Raw genomic sequence first — 20662 nt, forward strand, 5'->3', positions numbered from 1 at the left:
TGTTGAGGAACCAAGACCGGGCAAACAGCTGGCCACCCAGGATGCCACACAGCATAAAGCCGCCATCACTGGCGGCTTTGTTTTATCAGGGTAGATGGCTTCAGGGTTTGGCCAGCGGCTGCAAGGCCCAGTCGAATACCGGTTTGAAATCGGCGGCCATGGAGCGCGCCATGCTGGCGGTGATGTGGTTTTTGTCCTGATAGCGGATGTGGCCGTTCTGGCTGGCGTAGCAGGTGGTGGCATCGCAGAAATGGTCGAAACCATCCCAGATGCGTACATTGGGCGCCTGGCTGGCCACCTGGCGCAGCATGGCCACCACGTCGGCGCGTTCTGCCTCGGCTTGCTGACGGCTGACATTGCAGGCGGCAGCACCCAGCCGGATCACGCATTCCGGCGGCGAGCGCTGCATTTCCGGCTCCGGCAAGACCAGCACCAGCTTCAGCCCCAATTGCTGCAGATAGGCCGCATTGCGCTGCAAAGCCTGCTGCAACACCGCCAGCGAGGTGGCGCGATCCAGCGGTGCCACGCCCACCTGTTTGTCCCACACGCTGTCCGGCAGGCCGTTCTGGCCGGCAGCCAGCACGGCAATGCTGTTTTCACCCGGTTTGTTGAGTGCGGCATAGCCGTTCCAGCGCACATTCATCAGCACGCCACTGACGCCCTGTTGCTTGAGCTGCGGCAGTTCGTCGCGCACCGCACGGGAGAAATTGGTACACCAGGTGCGCAGCTTGCCCTCCCCCACCGGGGTGACATCCGGCAGCGGCGGGCAGCCGTGATACACCCGGCGCAGGATGGCAATGTGCTGTTGCTGTGCCAGGGTTGCATACAGCGGCATCAGGTGGTCGGTATGCGAATCGCCCCAGGCTAGCAGCCTGACGGGGCCGTTGCGCTGGCCTTCCACGCACTGCGCCACCGGCGACAAGGGTAGTCCGTCCCTGGGCATGGCGCAGTTGCCGTGCATGACCATGGCATCACCTTTGGCTTGCAACAGTGCCTGATGGCCGGACCACGGCGCGCGTGGCAGCAGGAACATGGCCACATTACCCAGCAGCCACATGCCCACGATCATGGCAAAGCCGCTCCGCAGCGTGGCCTTGGTGGTACTGAAGGCACGCAGCTTTTTCTGGCGGATGGGCTGCTCGACATAGCGATAGCTCAGCCAGGCCAGCAGCAAGGCCAGCACCCCGCCCAGCAGCAGGTCGCGCGGCAGGCTGCGTTCGCCCAGTCCCCAGTAGCGGCCCAGCGCCAGCAGCGGCCAGTGCCACAGATAAAAGCCATAGGAGAGGATGCCGATGTCGGTCCAGGGCCGACGTGCAGCCAGACGACTGACAGGATTGTCCGCATTCAGCTGGCCGCCCAGCAGAAACAACACACTGCCCAGCACCGGCAACAGCACGATGACGCCGGGAAACACCATGGCTTCGTTCAGGCCCAGCACCGACCCCAGCAGCAGCAGCAGGCCGACGCCGCCAGCCAGCGCGGCATGCGGTTTCCAGCAGGCAGGCAGCGGGGTGATGGCCAGCAGCGCACCGGCGGCAAACTCCCAGGCACGGGTGGGCATCAGGTAAAAGGCACGCGGGGTTTCGTGATAGGACAACCACAGGCAATAAGCGAGCGAGGCGGCAAAAATCAGCCATAGCAGCGGTGGCAGGCTGCGTGCCACCTTGTCCGGCTGGCGGCCGCTCAGGCGGTACAGCCCCCACAAGATGAAGGGCCAGGCCAGGTAATACTGCTCTTCCACTGCCAGCGACCAGGTGTGCAGCATGACGGTGAGGTCGGAGGCGGAATTGAAGTAATCAAAGGCATGCTGGAGGAAGTGCAGGTTGGCCGACAGCAGGGCCACGCCGCGGATTTCCCGGCCCAGCTTGTTCTGGTCATCCGGTAACAGCACAAAGTAGGACAGCAGCAAGACCACGCATACCATCAGCAACAGCGCCGGCCCCAGACGGCGAAAACGCCGGGCATAAAAAGCCTTGAAGTCGATGCGGCCCTGGCTGAGCAGTTCCTGCCGCAGCAAACCGCTGATCAGGAAGCCGGAAATGACAAAAAAGATATCCACCCCGACAAAACCACCGCCAAAACCTGGCACGCCGATGTGGAACAGCACCACGGCCAGCACGGCCAGGGCACGCAGGCCATCAATATCAGGGCGGTAACTGCCAGCATTGACGCTGGAACTGAGGTGAAGGGACATGATCAAAGTGGCCGCACCGGACAAGCAGCAAGCTGGATCGATCGCCATCGATCCGCCATGATGTTGAACAGAGTGCGCAGACAGTAAAAGAGCCGCCCATTGTATAGCGCCATCACCACCGGTAAAAGCAGCCATGCGTCTTGCGGCACCAGATGGAAGCGCACCGGCCAGCGTCGCCTGGCAGATTTGTTAAGTTATTTGACAGAATGCCAGCGCAGCCTGCTTAGCTGGTATATCTGCAAGTCTACCCGTAGCAGGATGCCGCCATGCGCTTTGCCATTACCCTCACCGACCGTTTCAAGGTATTGCTGGACACTGCCTTGCAGGCAGGCTGGCAGCCGTTGAAAATCTTCACCTCACCACTGGACGGCAAGATCCATGACAACCGCCAGGTGATCGAGCAGGCGGCCCGGCTGGGCATCCCCGTGCAGCTATCCCCGATCACCGAGGCCGATCTGGCCGCGCTGGCGGCGCAAGGCTGTGAAACCTTGCTGCTGGGCAGCTACGACTGGCGGGTACCCAATTGGCGGCCTTATCTGGCCCATGCGGTGAATTTCCATCCTTCGCCACTGCCGGAGGCGCGCGGGCCGTTTCCGCTAGTGCGGGCGATTCTGGAGCAAAAGGCGGAGTGGGGCGTGAGCTGCCATGTGGTAGAGCAGGATTTTGACAGCGGTGCGCTGCTGGACCGGCAGCTGTTTGCCATGGCTGCGGACGAAACGCTGAACACGCTGGAGTGGAAATGCCAGCTGGCGCTGGAGCAGTTGGCCCGTCGCGTCATCGCGGACTTCCCCACCCTGTGGCAGCAGGCTCAGCCACAGGGGCCGGGCAGCTACTGGCCACGCTGGAGCGAGGCCGAGCGCATGCTGGACCTGAGCGGCCCGCTGGCCACCATCCAGCGTCAGTTGCGCGCCTTTGGCGACATCAACTGTCTGGCCGAAGCCAATGGCGTGGGCTTTGTGGTGCATCGTGCGCAGGGCTGGCTGGAGACGCATTCCTTCAAGCCCGGCAGCCTGGTGCGCAGCGTGGACCTGTCCATGCTGTTTGCCGTGGCGGACGGCTTTCTGGTGATCAGTGAATGGAGTGTACAGGCGCCGGGGGTGGTGAGCGGTCGGCGGCCGTTCTGAGGCCGCTCAGCCAGCTGCTTATCTCATGCAAAACAGCCCTTGGCGGGCTGTTTTGTGTTGGGTCAGGGCCGGCATCACCACTTGCCGCCCAGGGCAGCCACCAGCGCAACACTGGCGGTGTACTGGCGGTTTTTCACGCTCCATAGCGTATTTTCGGCACTAATGCGGCTGTTTTGCGCCGTCAGCACATTCAGATAGCTCACCACTCCGGCACGATACTGGTTCAGGGTGATGCTTTCCGCCCTTTGCGCGGCCTGCAGTGCAGACTGCTGGTATTGCACCTCCTCCTGCAACAGCGACTGCGCGGACAGATTGTCCTCCACCGCCTGGAAAGCACCCAGCACGGTCTGGCGATAGCTGGCCACGCTGGCGTCGTAGCTGGCAATGGCCGCGGCGGTCTGTGCCCGGCGCAAGCCACCGTCAAACAGCGTCATGGCCAGCTGCGGCCCCACACTCCAGATGCGATTGGGCAGGCTGACCCAGTCGGCAAAACTGCTGCCCTTGTAGCCGCCGCTGGCGGACAGGGTGAGCGTGGGGAAATAGGCCGCTTTGGCGATGCCGATTTCAGCATTGGCCTCGGCCACTGCCCGTTCGGCGGCGGCAATATCCGGGCGACGCTCCAGCAAGGTGGAGGGCAGACCCGGTGGCAATTGGGGCAGATGGGGCAGGGTCTGGCTGACCGGCAGCGAGAAGCTGGCCGGGGCCACGCCCAGTGCGGCGGCAATGGCGTGCTCGAGCTGGGCGCGGCTCAGCTGCTTGTCCACGCGGGCGGCCTGGGCGCTTTTCCAGCTGCTTTCCGCTTGGGCCACGCTGTCATCCGACACCATGCCCACGGCAAACTGATTGCGGGTGAGCTGCAGGTTTTGCAGCAGATTGGCCTCGCTGTCCTGCAATTGCTTCAGCTGCACATCGGCCACCACCAGTTGCAGATAGGCGGTGGCCAGCTGGGCCTGGCTGCTCAGGCGAATGGCTTCCAGCTGGGCGGCACTGGCCGCTTCCTTGGCACTGCCCGCCTCCACGGCACGACGTACCGTGCCCCACAGGTCGACTTCCCAGCTGGCCGTTGCCGCCAGATTGTATTGATTGCTGACATTGCCACCGGCGCTGCTGACGCCGTGACTCTTGCTGGCGCTGAGGCCCAGTGTTGGCCACAGGCTGGCTTCGGCCTGATCCAGCAAGGCACGGGCATTACGGTAATTGGCCTCGGCCTGGGCAATGGTGGGGCTTTGCCGGTTGAGCGTGGCCATCAGCTCATTCAGCTGCGGGTCCTGATAAACCTCCCACCAGTTACCACGCGGGCTGGCGTCTTGCGGGCTGGCACTCTTCCAGCGGCCGTCTTCCTTGAAAGCCGCGGGGATATCCATCCTGGGCCTGGTGTAGTCGGGGCCGATGGCGCAGCCCGCCAGCATCATGGCCATCAGGCAGGCGGCCAGCGCCGGTCGCGTGGATAAAGCAGTCATGCGCGTCATTCCTTGTGTCCTGCAGCAGCGTGCGCCCGTGCGCTGTCGCGCCATTGCTGGCACCACAGACGGAAACGGTCCAGATAAAGGTAAACCACCGGCGTGGTATAGAGGGTCAGCAGCTGGCTGAGCAGCAAGCCGCCGACGATGGAAATGCCCAGCGGCGTGCGCATCTCGGCACCGTCGCCATGGCCCAGTGCCAGCGGCAGTGCGCCAAACAGCGCGGCCAGCGTGGTCATCATGATGGGGCGGAAGCGCAGCAGGCAGGCTTGCAGAATGGCCTCGTGCGAGCTGAGGCCCTGTTCGCGCTCGGCGGTGAGGGCAAAGTCGATCATCATGATGGCATTTTTCTTGACGATGCCGATCAGCAGCAGCACGCCGATCAGCGCAATGATGTTGAATTCGCCGCCAGTGGCCAGCAGCGCCAGCAAGGCCCCTACCCCGGCCGAGGGCAGCGTGGACAGGATGGTCAGTGGATGCACCACGCTTTCATACAGCATGCCCAGCACGATATACACCGCCACCAGTGCCGCCAGAATCAGCATGGGCTGGCTATCCAGCGAATCCTGGAAAGACTTGGCCGTGCCCTGGAAGCTGCCGTGTATCGACGAGGGCAGGCCGATTGCGGCGGTGGCCTTGTCGATGGCGGCGGTGGCATCGGACAGCGAGCTGCCCGGTGGCAGGTTGAAGGACAGCGTGGTGGCGGCAAACTGGCTCTGGTGGTTGACCGATAGCGAGGTATTGGTCGGTTCCCAGCGGGCAAAGGCCGACAGCGGGGTCGGGCTGCCGGAGGGCGTCTGCAGATAGATGCTGCGCAGGCCTTCCGGGTTCTGCCAGAACTGCGGCGCTACTTCCAGCACCACATGGTACTGGTTGAGCGGGTTGTAGATGGTGGACACCTGGCGCTGGCCAAAGGCATCGTTCAGCACCGCGTCGACCTGCGACTGGGTCAGCCCCAGCCGCGCCATGGCATCGCGGTCAAAGGTCAGCGTGGTTTGCAGGCCCTTGATTTCCTGGTCGCTGCTGATGTCCGCCAGCATCGGCAGCTTTTGCAGCGCCTGCTGTACCTTGGGCGTCCAGCTGCGCAAGGCGTTCAGGTCATCACCCTGCAAGGTGTACTGGTACTGGGCATTGGCCGCCCGGCCGCCGATGCGGATATCCTGCACCGACTGCAAGAACAGCTGCGCGCCGGGCTCGCGCGCCAGCCGCTTGCGCAGGCGGGCAATGACCTGGTCCGCCGATTCGCTGCGTTGTCCCAGCGGCTTGAGGCTGACAAACATATTGGCGGTATTGCGCTGGCCGCCACCGGTAAAGCCGATCACCTTGTCCACCGCCGGGTCCTGCCCCACCACGTCGATAAAGCGCTGCAGTTTCTGCTGCATGGCCTGGAAGGAAATGCTCTGGTCGGCCTTGATCATGCCGGTGAGGCGGCCGGTATCCTGCTGCGGGAAAAAGCCCTTGGGCACGATCACGTACAGATAGACATTCAGCGCAATGGTGGCGCCCAGTATCAGCATCATCAGCGGGCCATGGCGCAAGGCCCAGCCCAGACTGCGCCGATAGCCGGCCAGCATGCGCTCGAACAGGTTTTCACTCCAGCGGAACCAGCGGCCCGGCGGCCGTTCGGCATGCGGTTTGAGCCAGCGCGCGCACAGCATGGGCGTGGTGGTGAGCGACACCAGCAGCGACACCATGATGGCCACCGACAAGGTAACGGCGAACTCGCGGAACAGCCGGCCAATGATGCCGCCCATCATCAGGATGGGAATGAACACCGCAATCAGCGAAATGCTCATCGACAGCACGGTAAAGCCCACCTCGCGCGCGCCCTGCAGCGCCGCCTGCAAGGGTTTCATGCCGTTTTCGATATGGCGGGCAATGTTTTCCAGCACCACGATGGTGTCGTCCACCACGAAACCGGTGGCGATGGTCAGCGCCATCAGGCTGAGGTTGTTGAGCGAAAAGCCGCACAGATACATCACCGCGAAGGTGCCCACCAGCGACACTGGCACGGTGATGGCGGGAATGGCGGTGGCGCGGCCATTACGCAAGAACAGGAAAACCACCAGGATGACCAGCGCGATGGAAATGAGCAGCGAACGCTCCACCTCGGACAGCGAGGCACGAATGGTGGAGGTGCGGTCCATCACCACCTGCATCTTGATGGCGGCGGGAATCGACGCCTGCAGCTGCGGCAGCAAGGCATTCACCCGGTCTACCGTTTCGATGATGTTGGCGCCCGGCTGGCGGAACAGGATGATCATCACCGCCGGCTGCCTGCCCAAGAGGCCGGCATTGCGCACATCCAGTACCGAATCCTTTACCTCGGCCACATCCGCCACCCGCACCGCCGCGCCGTTTTTATAACTGACCACCAGCGGCAGATAGTCGCTGGCCTTGCCGGCCTGGTCATTGGCCTGCACCTGCCAGTGGCGCTGTTCGTCTTCCAGATAGCCCTTGGGCCGGTTGGCATTGGTGCTGGTGATGGCGGCGCGCACCGTTTCCATGCCGATACCGTAATGGTTCAGCTGCAGCGGATTCATTTCCACCCGTACCGCCGGCTGCGCCCCGCCACCGATATTGACATCGCCAATGCCCTCCACCTGCGCCAGCTTCTGGCCGAGGATGGAGTCGGCGGCATCATACATCTGGCCACGGGTCAGCGAGTCGGAGGTGAGGCCGATGATCATGATGGGCGCGTCGGCCGGGTTCACCTTGCGATAGGTCGGGTTGGACGGCATGCCGGTGGGCAACAGCGAACGGGCGGCATTGATGGCCGCCTGCACATCGCGGGCCGCGCCGTTGATGTCGCGGTTAAGGTCGAATTGCAGGGTGATGCGCGAGGAAGCCAGCGAGCTGGACGAGGTGATTTCAGTCACCCCGGCAATGCGCCCCAGCGCCCGTTCCAGCGGTGTGGCCACGGTGGCGGCCATGGTTTCCGGGCTGGCGCCGGGCAGCTTGGCGCTGACCGAGATGGTGGGAAAATCCACCTGCGGCAAGGGCGACACCGGCAGCAGCTTGAAGGCGAGGAAACCCGCCAGCAGGATGGCCAGTGTCAGCAGCGTGGTGGCAATCGGCCGGCGGATGAAAGGGGCGGACGGAATCATGACCCGGCCTCATCCACCGCGATTTCCGGCGGGCGACGGAAACGGCGTGCCAGCCGGTCGAAGGCCAGGTAGATCACCGGCGTGGTAAACAGCGTCAGCACCTGGCTGACCATCAGGCCGCCCACCATGGTCACCCCCAGCGGCGAGCGCAGCTCGGAACCCATGCCGCCACCCAGCATCAGCGGCAGCGCACCCAGCAGCGCCGCCATGGTGGTCATCAGGATGGGGCGGAAGCGCAGCAGGCAGGCCTGGTAGATGGCATCACGCGGGCTCATGCCCTGCTCACGCTCGGCCTCCAGCGCAAAGTCGATCATCATGATGGCGTTTTTCTTGACGATGCCGATCAGCAGGATGATGCCGATGATGGCGATCACCGACAGGTCGTTGCCCGATACCAGCAAGGCCAGCAAGGCGCCGATGCCGGCCGAGGGTAGCGTGGACAAGATGGTAATGGGATGAATATAGCTCTCGTACAGCACGCCCAGCACGATATACATGGTGACGATGGCCGCCAGGATCAGCCACAGCGTGTTGCTGAGCGAAGCCTGGAAGGCCAGCGCCGCGCCCTGGAACTTGGTATCGAGGCTGGCTGGCATGCCCAGCTCGGCCTCGGCCTGACGGATGGCCTCCACCGCCGGCCCCAGTGCCGCCCCCTTGGCCAGGTTGAACGACACCGTGGTGGTGGGGAACTGCCCCAGATGGTTGATGGTGAGCGCGGTGGGACGCTCCTCGATGCTGGCCACGGTATCCAGCGGCACCGGGCCGCCACTGGCGGTGGGCACATAAATGCCCTTGAGCGACAGCGGGCCGCGCTGGCTTTGCGCATCCACCTCCAGCACCACGCGGTACTGGTTGGTCTGGGTGAAGATGGTGGAAATCAGCCGCTGGCCAAAGGCATCGTACAGCGCATTGTCGATGGCGGCGGTGGTGACCCCCAGCCGGGCGGCCGCATCACGGTTGATATTGACATAGGCTTGCAAGCCCTTGTCCTGCAAGTCGCTGGCGACATCGGCCAGCTCCGGCAACTGGTTCAGCTTGTGCACCAGCCTGGGCACCCACAGCGACAGGTCGTCCGGGCTGGTGGCCTGCAGGGTGAACTGATACTGGGTGCGGCTGACGCGGGTGTCGATGGACAGATCCTGCACCGGCTGCAGATACAGCGACATGCCCGGCACATCGGCCGCGTGCTGCTGCAAGCGCGCCAGCACGGTGCGGATGTCATCGCGCTCGTCCTTGGGCTTGAGGTTGATCTGCAAGCGGCCACTATTGAGCGAGGCATTATTGCCATCCACCCCGATAAACGATGACAGGCTGTCCACCGCCGGGTCTTTCAGCAAGACTTCGGCCAGTTGCTGCTGCTTCTGTGCCATGGCCGCAAAGGAAATGGTTTGCGCCGCCTCGCTGCTACCCATGATGGCCCCGGTGTCCTGCAGCGGGAAAAAGCCCTTGGGCACGGCCATATACAGCAAGACCGTCATCACCAGTGTGCCTGCGGCCACCAGCAAGGTGAGCTTTTGCCGCTGCAGCACCCAGCTGAGCATCTGGCCGTAACGGGCAATGATGCGGTCGAAAAAGGCGCCGCTGGCATGGTAGAAACGGCCCTGTTTGTCCTCCGGCACATGCTTGAGCAGGCGGGCGCACATCATCGGCGTCAAGGTCAGCGAAATGAAGGCGGAAATCAGGATGGACACCGCCAGGGTGATGGCAAACTCGCGGAACAAGCGCCCCACCACATCCCCCATGAACAACAGCGGAATCAGCACGGCAATCAGCGAAAAGGTGAGCGAGATGATGGTGAAGCCGATCTGCTGCGAGCCCTTCAGCGCTGCGGCCAGCGGTTTTTCGCCCTCCTCGATGTAGCGGGCGATGTTTTCGATCATCACGATGGCATCGTCCACCACAAAACCGGTGGCAATGGTCAGCGCCATCAGGGTGAGGTTGTTGATGGAAAAGCCGGTGAGGTACATCACGCCAAAGGTGCCGACCAGCGACAGCGGCACGGCCACGGCGGGAATGATGGTGGCCGGCACATTGCGCAGGAAGACAAAGATCACCATCACCACCAGCGCAATGGCCAGCAGCAGCTCGAATTCGACATCTTTTACCGAGGCACGGATGGTGACAGTGCGGTCACTCAGCACTTTCACATCCACCGCACCCGGCAGGCTGCCTTGCAATTGCGGCAGCAGCGCCTTGATGCGGTCGGTCACCTGGATCACATTGGCACCCGGCTGGCGCTGCACATTGAGGATGATGGACGGCGTGTTGCCGGCCCAGGCGGCCAGGCGCAGGTTTTCCGCCGCATCCACCACCTTGGCCACATCACGCAGCCGCACCGCGGCACCGTTCTGGTAGGCCACGATGACGTCCTTATACTCCTCGGCCGATTTCAGCTGGTCGTTGCCATCCACGGTGGAAGCCTGCTGCGGGCCATCAAAACTGCCCTTGGCCTGATTGACGTTGGCATTGCCGATGGCGGTGCGGATGTCTTCCAGCGTCAGGCCGCGCGCGGCCAGCGCCTTGGGATTGCTCTGGATGCGTACCGCAGGCCGCTGGCCACCGCTGAGGCTGACCAGGCCCACGCCCGGCACTTGCGACAGCTTTTGTGCCAGCCGGGTATCGACCAGGTCTTCCAGCTTGGTCAGCGGCAGGGTATCCGAGCTGACGGCAATGGTGAGGATGGGCGTATCGGCCGGGTTCACCTTGTTGTAGATCGGTGGATTGGGCAGGTCGCTTGGCAAGAGATTACCCGCCGCGTTGATGGCGGCCTGCACTTCTTGTTCCGCCACGTCCAGCGTCAGCTCCAGGCTGAACTGCAGGGTGATCACCGAAGCGCCACCGGAGCTGGTGGAGGTCATCTGGGCGAGACCAGGCATCTGGCCGAACTGCCGCTCCAGCGGTGCCGTGATGGAAGAGGTGATGACCTCCGGGCTGGCGCCCGGATACTGGGTCACCACCTGGATGGTGGGATAGTCCACCTCGGGTAGCGCCGATACCGGCAGCAGCTTCCAGGCGACGATGCCGGTCAGCAGGATGGCCAGCATCAGCAAGGTGGTGGCCACCGGCCGCAGAATGAAGGGACGTGAGGGGTTCATGCCGTCATCCTGCGCTTAATTGGCGGCCGAGGCATGCTGGCGCTGGCCGCTCCAGCCACCACTGGCTGCATGCTGGTGGTGCTTGCCCTTGCCTGCTCCCTCGTTGCTGCCGGCCTGTTGCGCCGCACGGTCGATCACCTTGACCTGGGCCCCGTCACGCAGCTTGTCCAGCCCGTCCACCACCACTTTCTGACCGGGTTTCACCCCTTCTTCGATAATGGTGTTGTCCCCCGACACCGCGCCCGTCTTCACCTTGCTGATGCTGACGGTCTGATCCGGATTGACGGTATAGACATAGCTACCCACCTTGCCCAGTTGCAAGGCCACACTCGGCAGCAGCGTGGCACCGGCTTGTACGCCCAGCTGCAGATGCACGTTGACAAACTGGTTGGGGAACAGCGCCTCATCGGCATTGGCAAAGCGGGCCTTGAGATTGACCGTGCCGGTACTGGTGCTCAGCTGGTTGTCGATGGCAAGCAACTCGCCATCGGCCAGCTTGTGGCGGTTATCGCGGTCCCAGGCTTCCACCTGCAATTTGCCCTTGGCGGCACGGGCCGCCGCCAGTACCTGGCTGAGGCTGACCTCGGGAATGGCAAACACCACATTGATGGGCTGGGTCTGGGTAATCACCACCACGCCATTGGTATCGCTGGCATGTACGATATTGCCCGGATCGACCTGGCGCAGACCGGCCCGGCCGGCTACCGGCGCGGTCACCCGGCTGTAATCCAGTTGCAGGCGGGCATTGGCTACCGCGCCCTGATCCAGCTTCACCGTACCCTGGTACTGACGTACCAGGGCTTGCTGGGTATCGACCTGCTGCTTGGCAATGGAATTCTGCGCCAACAGCTGCTGGTAGCGTGCCAGATCGAGCTGGGCGTTTTGCAGCAAGGCCTGATCGCGCAGTAACTGGCCTTCGGCCTGGGTCAGGGCGGCCTGATAGGGGCGCGGGTCCAGTTCGGCCAGCAGCTGGCCCTTCTGGACGGGCTGCCCTTCTTCAAAATGCAGGGCCATCAGTTGGCCATCCACCCGGCTGTGCACGGTAACGGTATTGGGCGAGTTGACCGTGCCCAGCGCACCCAGCTGCAAGGGGGCATCCTGCCGGCTCACCGTGGCCACTGCCACCGCAATCGGCCCACCGCCCTTGCGAGGTGTGCTGGCGGCATCAGCCGCTGCCGTGCGATGACTGTTCCACCACCACCCGCCAGCCGCCAACAGCAGCAAAAGCAGGGAAACATTGCGCAGGGTATGGGTGGACTTGGCAGCGGTATCGGACATGATGGATTTCCGGGATACGCCCCCGGCCAGGAGCAAGGAGCGGTCAGCAGTGGCAAAAGGGCGGCAGGCCCACCCTGAAACAAGTGGCGATGATAGGCAATCGACATGACACTGCCTATAGCCAACATGTTTATAGATGTTAATCGGCATGAAGCCATCACACCAGCCCAGCCCAGCTGGCGCGGCCTGCCGGCTGCTGCGGGCTGGCTGACATGCAGATAATGCATGGCAAGGCCGTGGTCGCCCACAAAAAAAAACCGCCCTGCATGGCAGGGCGGGCGAGCGATCCGAATCAGGCAGCTGGCAAGCTGCGCCAGCCGGGGCGGCTAGAACAGCAACTCCTTGACGTTTTCCACCGCATCCTTGGCCGCAGGAGCATTCGGATCCTTGGCGGTCACATCATCTGCCGCCGCATCCGAGGCATTGCTGCCCGGTACCGTGCCGTGATTGTCGATCTTCAGCTCCGGATTGGTTTTCTGGAACTCTTCATAGTAGTACTCGTCGCCACCACGCTGGCCGGCACCCGGCTTCACCACGATGCCAGCCGGCACCGGCAGTTCCACCTCGGGCACGCCCTTGAGCGCATTGGCCATATAGTTCATCCATACCGGCAAGGCCGCCGTACCGCCATAGCCGTAACGGCCGAGCGAGCGCGGCTGATCGTAGCCCACCCAGGTAGCCGCTACCAGGTTGGGATTGAAGCCGACAAACCAGGCATCCTTCCAGTCGCTGGTGGTACCGGTCTTGCCGGCCAGATCCATACGCCCCAGGCTCATGGCCTTGGCCGCCGTACCGTAGCGCACCACGTCCTTCAGCATGGAGGTCATGATGAAGGCGTTACGCGGATCGATGGCCTGGGTGGCGTTCTGACCGGCGATAGCCGGCTGGGTCTTGGCCAGCACATGGCCGGACTGGTCTTCGATGCGGTCAATAAAGTAGGCCTTGATACGGTAGCCACCATTGGAGAACACCGAATACCCCTCGGCCATCTGCAGCGGCGTGGCCGCACCGGCGCCAAGTGCCATGGTCAGATAGGCCGGGTGCTGCTTGGGCGAGAAACCAAAGCGCTGGATGTATTGCTGGGCATAATCCGTCCCCACCGCCATCAGCAGCCGCACCGACACCAGGTTCTTCGACTGGGTCAGCGCGCGGCGCAGGCTGATCAGGCCGGCAAACTTGCCATCATCGTTCTTCGGCTCCCAGCTGGGCGAACCCGGTGCACCCGGCACCGTCAGCGGGGCATCATTGAACAGCGTGGAGGGGGTAATGCCACGCTCGATGCCAGAAGAATAAATGAAGGGCTTGAAGGTGGAGCCGGGCTGACGCCAGGCCTGGGTGACGTGATTGAAGCTGCGACGGTTGAAGTCGAAGCCGCCCACCAGCGACTTGATGGCACCGCTACGCGGATCCATCGAGACAAATGCCCCTTCGACATCTGGCATCTGCACGATTTCCCAGTAGCCCTTGTCATTGGCACGCACGCGAATCACCGCGCCACGGCGAATCTGCTTGTCGGCTGCCAGCTTGGGATTGAGCGCGCGCCGGGCAAACTCCAGCCCCGCCCCCTTGATGACCGCCACCTTGCCGCCGCGCATATAGGCCCGTACTTCGGACGGACTGGCCGACAAGACAATGGCCGCCTGCATGTCGCCGCTGTCGCGAATTTCAGACAGTGCATCATCCAGCGCTTCGGTCTGGTCTTCCCCTTCCGCCGAGGCCAGATCGATATAGCTTTCCGGTGCGCGGTAACCCTGCTTGCGATCAAAGTCGAGCAGGCCGGCACGCAGCGCATCATAGGCCCATTGCTGGTGATGGCTGTCCAGCGTGGTGTACACCTTGTAGCCCTCGGTGTAGGCCGCATCCTTATAGCGCTCGTACATGGCCTGACGCACCATTTCCGCCACGTACAGGGCCGGCTGGTTGCTGTCTACCGTGGCGCTGGCCAGCCGCAGTGGCTCTTTTACGGCAGCGTCATACTGATCCTGGGTAATGAAGTTGAGCTCGCGCATGCGGCGCAGCACATACTGCTGGCGCAGCCGGGCACGGTCGGGATTGACGATGGGGTTATATGCCGACGGGGCCTTGGGCAGACCCGCCAGCATCGCCATCTCGGCCACGCTCAAGTCGGTGATGGGCTTGCCGAAATAAGCTTGTGCCGCGGCAGAAAAACCGTAAGCACGCTGCCCAAGATAGATCTGATTGAAGTACAGCTCGAGAATCTGATCCTTGGAAAGCGTATGTTCGATTTTGAAAGCGAGCAAGGCTTCATTAAACTTACGCGTGAAAGTCTTTTCACTGGACAGAAAGAAGTTCTTGGCCACCTGCATGGTGATGGTACTGGCACCGGAACGGGCGTGACCGGACACCAGATTGCCGACGGCGGCACGCATGACACCGACGTAATCCACGCCGCTATGCTGGTAGAATCGCTCGTCTTCGGCAGCCAGCAAGGCTTGCTTCATCAACTGCGGGACTTCATGGATGCGGGCAAAGGAGCGACGCTCCTCGCCAAACTCACCCAGCAACTGGCCATCCGCCGAGTAGACGCGCAGTGGAATTTTTGGACGGTAATCCGTGAGCACATCAAGACTTGGCAAACGCGGGTAGGTTATGATGATCGCAATGGCTGCCGCACCGGCTGCCAGAACGGCCCCACCAATAACCAGACCGGCCAAAATCGCAAGAAGTCGTTTGAACATAATTACAAATAGGCTTTCGGAAGAAAGCGGATTATAACGTCTTGTGAGAATGAGCAAGACAAACATTGACCGCGATGGTGCAAAAACTGTCGCACTAGACCTTTTCGGGGCCTTAACTGATGCTATCCGACAAATTACGGTTCGGGACAGATTGGCTGGATCAGCTTGGATTGGGGAAGTCCAAGAGTGTTCCCTTGCTCGGTCTTGATATCAGCACCACGTCCATCAAGCTAGTCGAGCTTTCCAGATCCGGCAAGAATTATCAGATTGAGCGTTACGTCATAGAAGCCCTGCCCAAGGAAGCGGTTTCCGAAGGCAACCTGGTCGATATCGAAGGTATTTCCGAGGCGGTGCGCAAGGCCTGGAAGCGTCTGGGCAGCCCGATCAAGAACGTCGCCATCGCCATTCCCACCTCGATGGCGATTTACAAAAAACTGTTGGTACCGGTCAGCCAGTCCGAAGACATGGAAGGCATGATCGAATCGGAAGCCAACCAGATCATTCCCTTCCCGCTGGAAGAGGTAAATCTGGATTACCAGGTGCTGGGGCCCTCCAGCAGCAGCCTGGATGATCTGGAAGTGCTGCTGTGTGCTGCCCGCAAGGAAAAAGTGGAAGAGCGGGTGGCCGTGGTGGAAATGGCCGGCCTGCGCGCCCAGCTGGTGGATGTTGAGTCATTTGCAATGATGACCGCTTTCGAGCAGATCCAGCAGCAATTGCCCGATCACGGCATGAATCAGACATTCGCATTGTTTGATATCGGCGCCACCAAAATTCATTGCAACGTCATCCGTAACGGCCAGCAGATCTACTATCGCGAACAGGTTTTTGGTGGCCAGCAACTGACGCGCGACATCCAGCGCCGCTACGGCATCAGCTTTGACGAAGCCGAAAACGGCAAGCGCAGCATGGCCATGCCGGATGGCTACGAATCGGAACTGATGCATCCCTTTGTCGACTCGCTGGCGCAGGAAATCCAGCGAGCGCTGCAATTTTTCTACACCACGGTCAGCGTGTCGCAATACCTGCGCGTGGACTATATCCTGCTGGGTGGAGGCTGCAGCATGCTGCCAGGCCTGGATGACGCGGTGGCTTCCCGCACCCAGATCAGCACCATGATCGCCAACCCCTTCACCTCCATGGTGCAATCCAGCTCGATCCGCCTGAAAGAACTGTTGCTCGATGCACCGGCACTGCTGATTGCCTGCGGTCTGGCCATGCGGAGGTTTGACTGATGATACGCATCAACCTCCTGCCGCACCGCGAGCAGAAAAAAGCCGCCCATCGCCTGCGTTTCCAGTTATTACTGGGCTGTGCGGTGGCTGCCGCCCTGCTGATCATCGGTATCAGCTATTTCGTGCTGGACGCCCGCCAGTCGCGCCAGGATGAACGCAATCAGTTCCTGCAAGCGGAAATCACCAAGCTCAACCAGCAGATCAAGGATATCGGCATGCTGAAAAAGCAGCGCGACGACCTGCTGGCGCGCAAACAACTGGTGGAAAGACTGCAGCAAGGGCGCAATGACGCCGTGCATGTGTTCGACCAGCTGCTGCGGCAGACGCCGGATGGCATCTATCTCAAGAGCTTCAAGCAGAGCGGCAACACCTTCTCCTTCTCCGGCTACGGCCTGTCCGGTGCGCGGGTATCCAACTACATGCGCACCCTGGCGCAATCGCAGATCTTCAACGAACCACAACTGATCGAGGTGAAGTCGGCCGTGGTCAATAACCAGCGCGTCAGCGAGTTCAGCCTCACCAGCACGCTCAAACTGCCGGCTGCCGCCAGTGCGCCAGCCAGCCAGGTGGCAGCGCAGGGAGCCAAGCCATGACCCTAGACGAGTTCCGCAATCTCGACCCCAAGGACATGCCCAACTGGCCACTGCCGGCACAGCTGGTCGTGCTCACCTTCATGGCCGGGGTTTTTCTGTTTCTGGGCTATTTCTTTGTGCTGAGCGACCAGATGGACAAGCTGAACAACGCCCATCAGCAGGAAGAACAACTCAAGCAGACTTTCATCGACAAAAAGCGCCAGGCCATCAATCTGGAAGCCCTGCAACAGCAGCTGAAAGAAATCCAGCTGTCGTTTGGCGCACTGCTCAAGCAACTGCCTACCAAGGCGGACATGGACGCCCTGCTGACTGAAATCAACCAGGCCGGCATCGGCCGCGGCCTGCAGTTCGAGTTGTTCCGCCCCAACGGTGAGGTCAAGACGGCGGAAATGGCGGAGGTCCCCATTGCCATCAGACTGACCGGCAGCTACTCCGACCTGGCGGCTTTTGTCAGCGATGTGGCGCAACTGTCGCGCATTGTCACCATTGGCGACATCAGCCTGACACCAGGTCAGGGCAAGGACGCCGCGCGCATGACGATGGAAGCCACAGCCAAAACCTATCGCGCGCTCGAACCGGAAGAACGCATGGCCGCGGCCCAGCCGCCGAAGAAGTGAGAGTGAAATGACACTGAAACCGACTCTCGCCGCCCTGCTGTGCCCACTGCTGCTCAGTGCCTGCGGCGCTGGCAACACCGACGACTTGCGCGCCTGGATGCAGCAGGCCAGTCAAGGCCTGCGCGGGCAGATCGATCCCTTGCCCCAGGCACAGGCCTACCAGCCCTTTGCCTACAGCGCCTTTGACCTGCCCGATCCATTCAACCCCATCAAGCTGCAAATGGCCAAGAAACAGAACGCGGCCAATGCGCCGGACTTCAAGCGGCCACGCGAACTACTGGAAAACTATGATCTGGACAAGCTGAAGATGGTCGGCCTGCTCAAGCGCAACGGCATCAGCTATGCACTGATCCGCACCCCGGAAGGCAGCATCTATCGCGTGCAGCCGGGCAACTTCATCGGCCCCAACTTTGGCCAGGTCAAGCGCATCAGCGATACCGAACTCGTGCTTTCCGAGACCGTGGAAGATCTGAACGGAGAATGGGTACAACGCGAAACCAGCATGTACCTGGATGAACAAGGGCAGAAATAATGAAAAACCATTCAATCAAACTGTTATCCGGGCTGGGTCTGTCCATCGCGTTTTCCGTTGCCCATGCCGCATCCATTACGGCGATCGACGTAGCCCAGAGCGATGGCGACAGCCAGTTGCTGCAAGTCACCTTCGATGGCCCGGCCATCAAGCCCAACAGCTTCGCCATCGCCAATCCGGCACGGGTTGCCTTCGACTTTGCCGACACCCAGGTCAAACTGCCGAAGAATTTCGTCGATCTGGGCAACCCCATCATCAAGTCTGCCGTGGCGGTGGAAGCCAATGGCCGCTCGCGGTTGGTGCTGAACCTGGCCCACAATGTGAGCTACAGCACCACCCTGTCCGGCAACAAGCTGCTGGTCCGCATCGGCAACAGCATGGCGCCGGTACAGCAGAATGCCACTTCGCAGGAACAGGCTCCCGTCAACAGCACGGCTGCCAGTGAAGCCACGGCCCAGGCCACCGTGGCCACCACTCCGCTGGGACTGGACTTCCGCCGGGGCAAGGGCGGTGAAGGCCGGGTGGAAATCACCCTTCCTGCCGCCAATACGCCGGTGGATGTACGGCGCGACGGCAAAGACCTGGTACTCGACGTGATGAGTGCCAATCTGCCGCGCACCCTGGAGAAGCGCATGGATGTCAGCGACTTCGCCACCCCGGTGGACAAGGTGATCGCCAGCAATCAGGGGCGCAACAGCCGCATTCTGATCCAGCCACAAGGCGACTGGGAGTTCTCCTCCTACCAGACCGAACGCAAGCTGGTGGTGGAAGTACGCAAGGCCGTGGTGGAAAGCGCCAGCAAGAACGAACTGAACAGCAAGCCGCAATACAAGGGCGACAAGCTGTCGCTCAATTTCCAGAACATCGAAGTGCGCACGGTCTTGCAGGTGATTGCCGAATTTACCGGGCTGAACATTGTCACCAGCGACTCGGTCACCGGCAATATCACCCTGCGCCTGAAAGACGTGCCATGGGATCAGGCACTGGACCTGATCTTGCAGACCAAGGGACTGGACCAGCGCCGCAACGGCAACATCATCAACATTGCCCCACGTGAAGAACTATTGGCGCGCGACAAACAGATACTGGAAGGCAAGCAGCAGCTGACGGCACTGGAGCCGGTACGCTCGGAAACCTTTGTATTGCGTTATCGTTCGGCCGAGGACTTCAAGAAGATTCTGGACGGCAGCAGTACCACCAGCGGTACCAACAATACGGCCAATAACGGACTGCTCTCTTCGCGTGGCAGTGCGCTGATCGATCCGAAAACCAATACGCTGATCATCAACGACACGCAAAGCGTGATCGACAAGATCCGTGACCTGATAGTCAAGACCGATATCCCGGTCAAGCAGGTACTGATCGAAGCACGCATCGTCGAAGCCACCGATGACTGGAGCAAGAGCCTGGGGGTGAAGCTCAATGTGGCCAGGGCAGGATCCGGCTTCAGCCTGGGCGGTAGCGTTGCCGACGCCATCACCAGCCACAATATCGGCACCGGTGCCACCACCGGCACCATTCCGCTCAATTCCGGGGTCAACCTGGGCTTGTCCGGCACCTACAACTCCATCGGCGCAGTGTTTGGGGCCGGCTCACGTGCCGCCATCGGACTGGAACTGGATGCAATGGAGAGCGGCGACAAGGGCAAGGTGCTGGCTAATCCGCGCATCATGACCGCCGACCGGGTGGAAGCCAGTATCGAACAGGGCACGGAAATCCCCTACCAGGAGGCCAGCTCCAGCGGCGCCACCTCGGTTTCGTTCAAAAAGGCCAACCTTAGCCTGAAGGTGACCCCGCAGATCACCCCCGACAACCGCGTGCTGATGGAAATCCAGATCAACAAGGATACGGTCAACAGCACCCTTATCGTCAACAGTACCCCGGCCATCGACACCAAGGTAGTCAAGACGCAGGTGATGGTAGAAAACGGTGGCACCGTGGTGATTGGCGGCATTTATCAGCAGACGCTGGACAACACCACCAACAAGGTTCCGCTGCTGGGTGACATCCCCTTCCTTGGTGCGCTGTTCCGCAGCAAGGTGGAGAAGAACAACCGCACGGAGCTGCTGGTTTTCATCACCCCGCGTGTGGTGGAAGACCTGAACCTGCAAAACCGCTGAGAACGAACCCGGGCAAGCGATTTTGTCGTCGGCCCGCGCAGACAGACCCAGCCTGCATCAGCTACAATGCCTGCCATGGAGAACATGGCAGGCAATTTTTTTCTTGTCGGGCTGATGGGCGCCGGCAAGACCACCGTTGGCAGAGCCCTGGCGCGCAAGACCGGCAAAACCTTCTACGACTCGGATCATGAAATCGAGGCGCGCACCGGTGTTCGCGTTGCCACCATATTCGATATCGAAGGCGAGCTGCGCTTTCGCGACCGGGAAAGCTCGGTCATTGCCGATCTGGTCAGAATGAACAATATCGTGCTGGCCACCGGTGGTGGTGCAGTACTGCGGCCGGAAAACCGCGCCGAACTGGCCCGTCACGGTGTGGTGATCTATTTGCGGGCATCCATCGACGACCTGCTGGCCCGTACCATGCACGACAAGAACCGTCCCCTGCTGCAAATTGCCGATCCGCGCGCCAAGCTGCAAAGCCTGCTGGAGCAGCGCGACCCGCTGTATCGCGAAGTGGCCGACATCGTGGTCGATACCTCGCAGCAAAACGTCAACCTGCTGGTCAGCCGCCTGCTCGATCAGCTGCATCACATCCCAGCCAAGACCTGACC

13 protein-coding genes are annotated in these 20662 nt (G+C 61.6%); 7 read left to right on the forward strand and 6 right to left on the reverse strand.

Annotated elements, in window-relative coordinates:
- Window positions 1-100: 100 nt before the first annotated feature.
- Window positions 101-2194 (reverse strand): acyltransferase family protein, encoded by a 2094-nt coding sequence (locus tag DFR38_RS11970; protein ID WP_158527731.1) that lies wholly within the window; start codon window positions 2192-2194, stop codon window positions 101-103.
- Between the two features lie 266 nt (window positions 2195-2460).
- Here DFR38_RS11970 and DFR38_RS11975 point away from each other — a divergent pair, with 266 nt between their 5' ends.
- On the forward strand, window positions 2461-3318 hold the full coding sequence (locus DFR38_RS11975; protein WP_110313450.1) for a formyltransferase family protein: 858 nt from the start codon (window positions 2461-2463) through the stop codon (window positions 3316-3318).
- Between the two features lie 74 nt (window positions 3319-3392).
- On the opposite strand, the gene DFR38_RS11980 is transcribed toward DFR38_RS11975, so the two are convergent.
- From DFR38_RS11980 to DFR38_RS12000, 5 genes are all read right to left on the reverse strand, one after another.
- A complete protein-coding gene (locus DFR38_RS11980) occupies window positions 3393-4778 on the reverse strand; it encodes an efflux transporter outer membrane subunit (protein WP_170124161.1) in 1386 nt (461 codons plus the stop codon).
- A gap of 5 nt (window positions 4779-4783) precedes the next feature.
- Window positions 4784-7885 (reverse strand): multidrug efflux RND transporter permease subunit, encoded by a 3102-nt coding sequence (locus DFR38_RS11985; RefSeq protein ID WP_059284439.1) that lies wholly within the window; start codon window positions 7883-7885, stop codon window positions 4784-4786.
- Entirely contained in the window at window positions 7882-10980 is a 3099-nt protein-coding gene (locus tag DFR38_RS11990; RefSeq protein WP_110313452.1) for an MdtB/MuxB family multidrug efflux RND transporter permease subunit, read from the reverse strand. The genes DFR38_RS11985 and DFR38_RS11990 overlap by 4 nt, the downstream gene beginning before the upstream one ends.
- Before the next feature lie 15 nt (window positions 10981-10995).
- Complete coding sequence (locus DFR38_RS11995) at window positions 10996-12258, reverse strand: MdtA/MuxA family multidrug efflux RND transporter periplasmic adaptor subunit (RefSeq protein WP_059284438.1); 1263 nt, start codon at window positions 12256-12258, stop codon at window positions 10996-10998.
- A gap of 326 nt (window positions 12259-12584) precedes the next feature.
- Window positions 12585-15023 (reverse strand): penicillin-binding protein 1A, encoded by a 2439-nt coding sequence (locus DFR38_RS12000; RefSeq protein WP_244909901.1) that lies wholly within the window; start codon window positions 15021-15023, stop codon window positions 12585-12587.
- 128 nt (window positions 15024-15151) lie between these two features.
- On the opposite strand from DFR38_RS12000, the gene DFR38_RS12005 reads away from it, so the two are divergent.
- The 6 genes from DFR38_RS12005 to aroK all read left to right on the forward strand — a co-directional run bounded on the left by DFR38_RS12005 (window position 15152) and on the right by aroK (window position 20660).
- The gene (locus DFR38_RS12005) at window positions 15152-16189 is read left to right on the forward strand and encodes a pilus assembly protein PilM (RefSeq protein ID WP_233170362.1); all 1038 of its coding nucleotides are present in this window, start codon (window positions 15152-15154) and stop codon (window positions 16187-16189) included.
- The gene (locus DFR38_RS12010) at window positions 16189-16782 is read left to right on the forward strand and encodes a PilN domain-containing protein (RefSeq protein WP_059284436.1); all 594 of its coding nucleotides are present in this window, start codon (window positions 16189-16191) and stop codon (window positions 16780-16782) included. Before DFR38_RS12005 ends, DFR38_RS12010 begins: the two co-directional genes overlap by 1 nt.
- Window positions 16779-17399 (forward strand): type IV pilus inner membrane component PilO, encoded by a 621-nt coding sequence (locus DFR38_RS12015; protein WP_059284435.1) that lies wholly within the window; start codon window positions 16779-16781, stop codon window positions 17397-17399. Before DFR38_RS12010 ends, DFR38_RS12015 begins: the two co-directional genes overlap by 4 nt.
- Before the next feature lie 7 nt (window positions 17400-17406).
- The gene (locus tag DFR38_RS12020) at window positions 17407-17931 is read left to right on the forward strand and encodes a pilus assembly protein PilP (RefSeq protein ID WP_059284434.1); all 525 of its coding nucleotides are present in this window, start codon (window positions 17407-17409) and stop codon (window positions 17929-17931) included.
- Complete coding sequence (locus DFR38_RS12025) at window positions 17931-20051, forward strand: type IV pilus secretin PilQ (RefSeq protein ID WP_059284433.1); 2121 nt, start codon at window positions 17931-17933, stop codon at window positions 20049-20051. Before DFR38_RS12020 ends, DFR38_RS12025 begins: the two co-directional genes overlap by 1 nt.
- A gap of 66 nt (window positions 20052-20117) precedes the next feature.
- Window positions 20118-20660 carry a shikimate kinase AroK gene (gene aroK, locus DFR38_RS12030; RefSeq protein ID WP_110313454.1) on the forward strand — a complete coding sequence of 181 codons (543 nt, stop codon included), beginning with the start codon at window positions 20118-20120 and terminating at the stop codon, window positions 20658-20660.
- Window positions 20661-20662: the final 2 nt, after the last annotated feature.

Origin of the sequence: Aquitalea magnusonii (genome assembly GCF_003202035.1) — a bacterium.
Classification (GTDB): domain Bacteria; phylum Pseudomonadota; class Gammaproteobacteria; order Burkholderiales; family Chromobacteriaceae; genus Aquitalea; species Aquitalea magnusonii.

Bases quoted from the DNA above. Each gene is read 5' to 3' on its own strand.
- DFR38_RS11975 (WP_110313450.1), top strand. From the start codon at position 2,461: ATGCGCTTTGCCATTACCCTCACCGACCGTTTCAAGGTATTGCTGGAC.
- DFR38_RS12015 (WP_059284435.1), top strand. From the start codon at position 16,779: ATGACCCTAGACGAGTTCCGCAATCTCGACCCCAAGGACATGCCCAAC.
- DFR38_RS11980 (WP_170124161.1), bottom strand. From the start codon at position 4,778: ATGACTGCTTTATCCACGCGACCGGCGCTGGCCGCCTGCCTGATGGCC.
- DFR38_RS12000 (WP_244909901.1), bottom strand. From the start codon at position 15,023: ATGTTTGTCTTGCTCATTCTCACAAGACGTTATAATCCGCTTTCTTCC.
- DFR38_RS12020 (WP_059284434.1), top strand. From the start codon at position 17,407: ATGACACTGAAACCGACTCTCGCCGCCCTGCTGTGCCCACTGCTGCTC.
- DFR38_RS11970 (WP_158527731.1), bottom strand. From the start codon at position 2,194: ATGTCCCTTCACCTCAGTTCCAGCGTCAATGCTGGCAGTTACCGCCCT.
- aroK (WP_110313454.1), top strand. From the start codon at position 20,118: ATGCCTGCCATGGAGAACATGGCAGGCAATTTTTTTCTTGTCGGGCTG.
- DFR38_RS11985 (WP_059284439.1), bottom strand. From the start codon at position 7,885: ATGATTCCGTCCGCCCCTTTCATCCGCCGGCCGATTGCCACCACGCTG.
- DFR38_RS11995 (WP_059284438.1), bottom strand. From the start codon at position 12,258: ATGTCCGATACCGCTGCCAAGTCCACCCATACCCTGCGCAATGTTTCC.
- DFR38_RS12025 (WP_059284433.1), top strand. From the start codon at position 17,931: ATGAAAAACCATTCAATCAAACTGTTATCCGGGCTGGGTCTGTCCATC.
- DFR38_RS12010 (WP_059284436.1), top strand. From the start codon at position 16,189: ATGATACGCATCAACCTCCTGCCGCACCGCGAGCAGAAAAAAGCCGCC.
- DFR38_RS11990 (WP_110313452.1), bottom strand. From the start codon at position 10,980: ATGAACCCCTCACGTCCCTTCATTCTGCGGCCGGTGGCCACCACCTTG.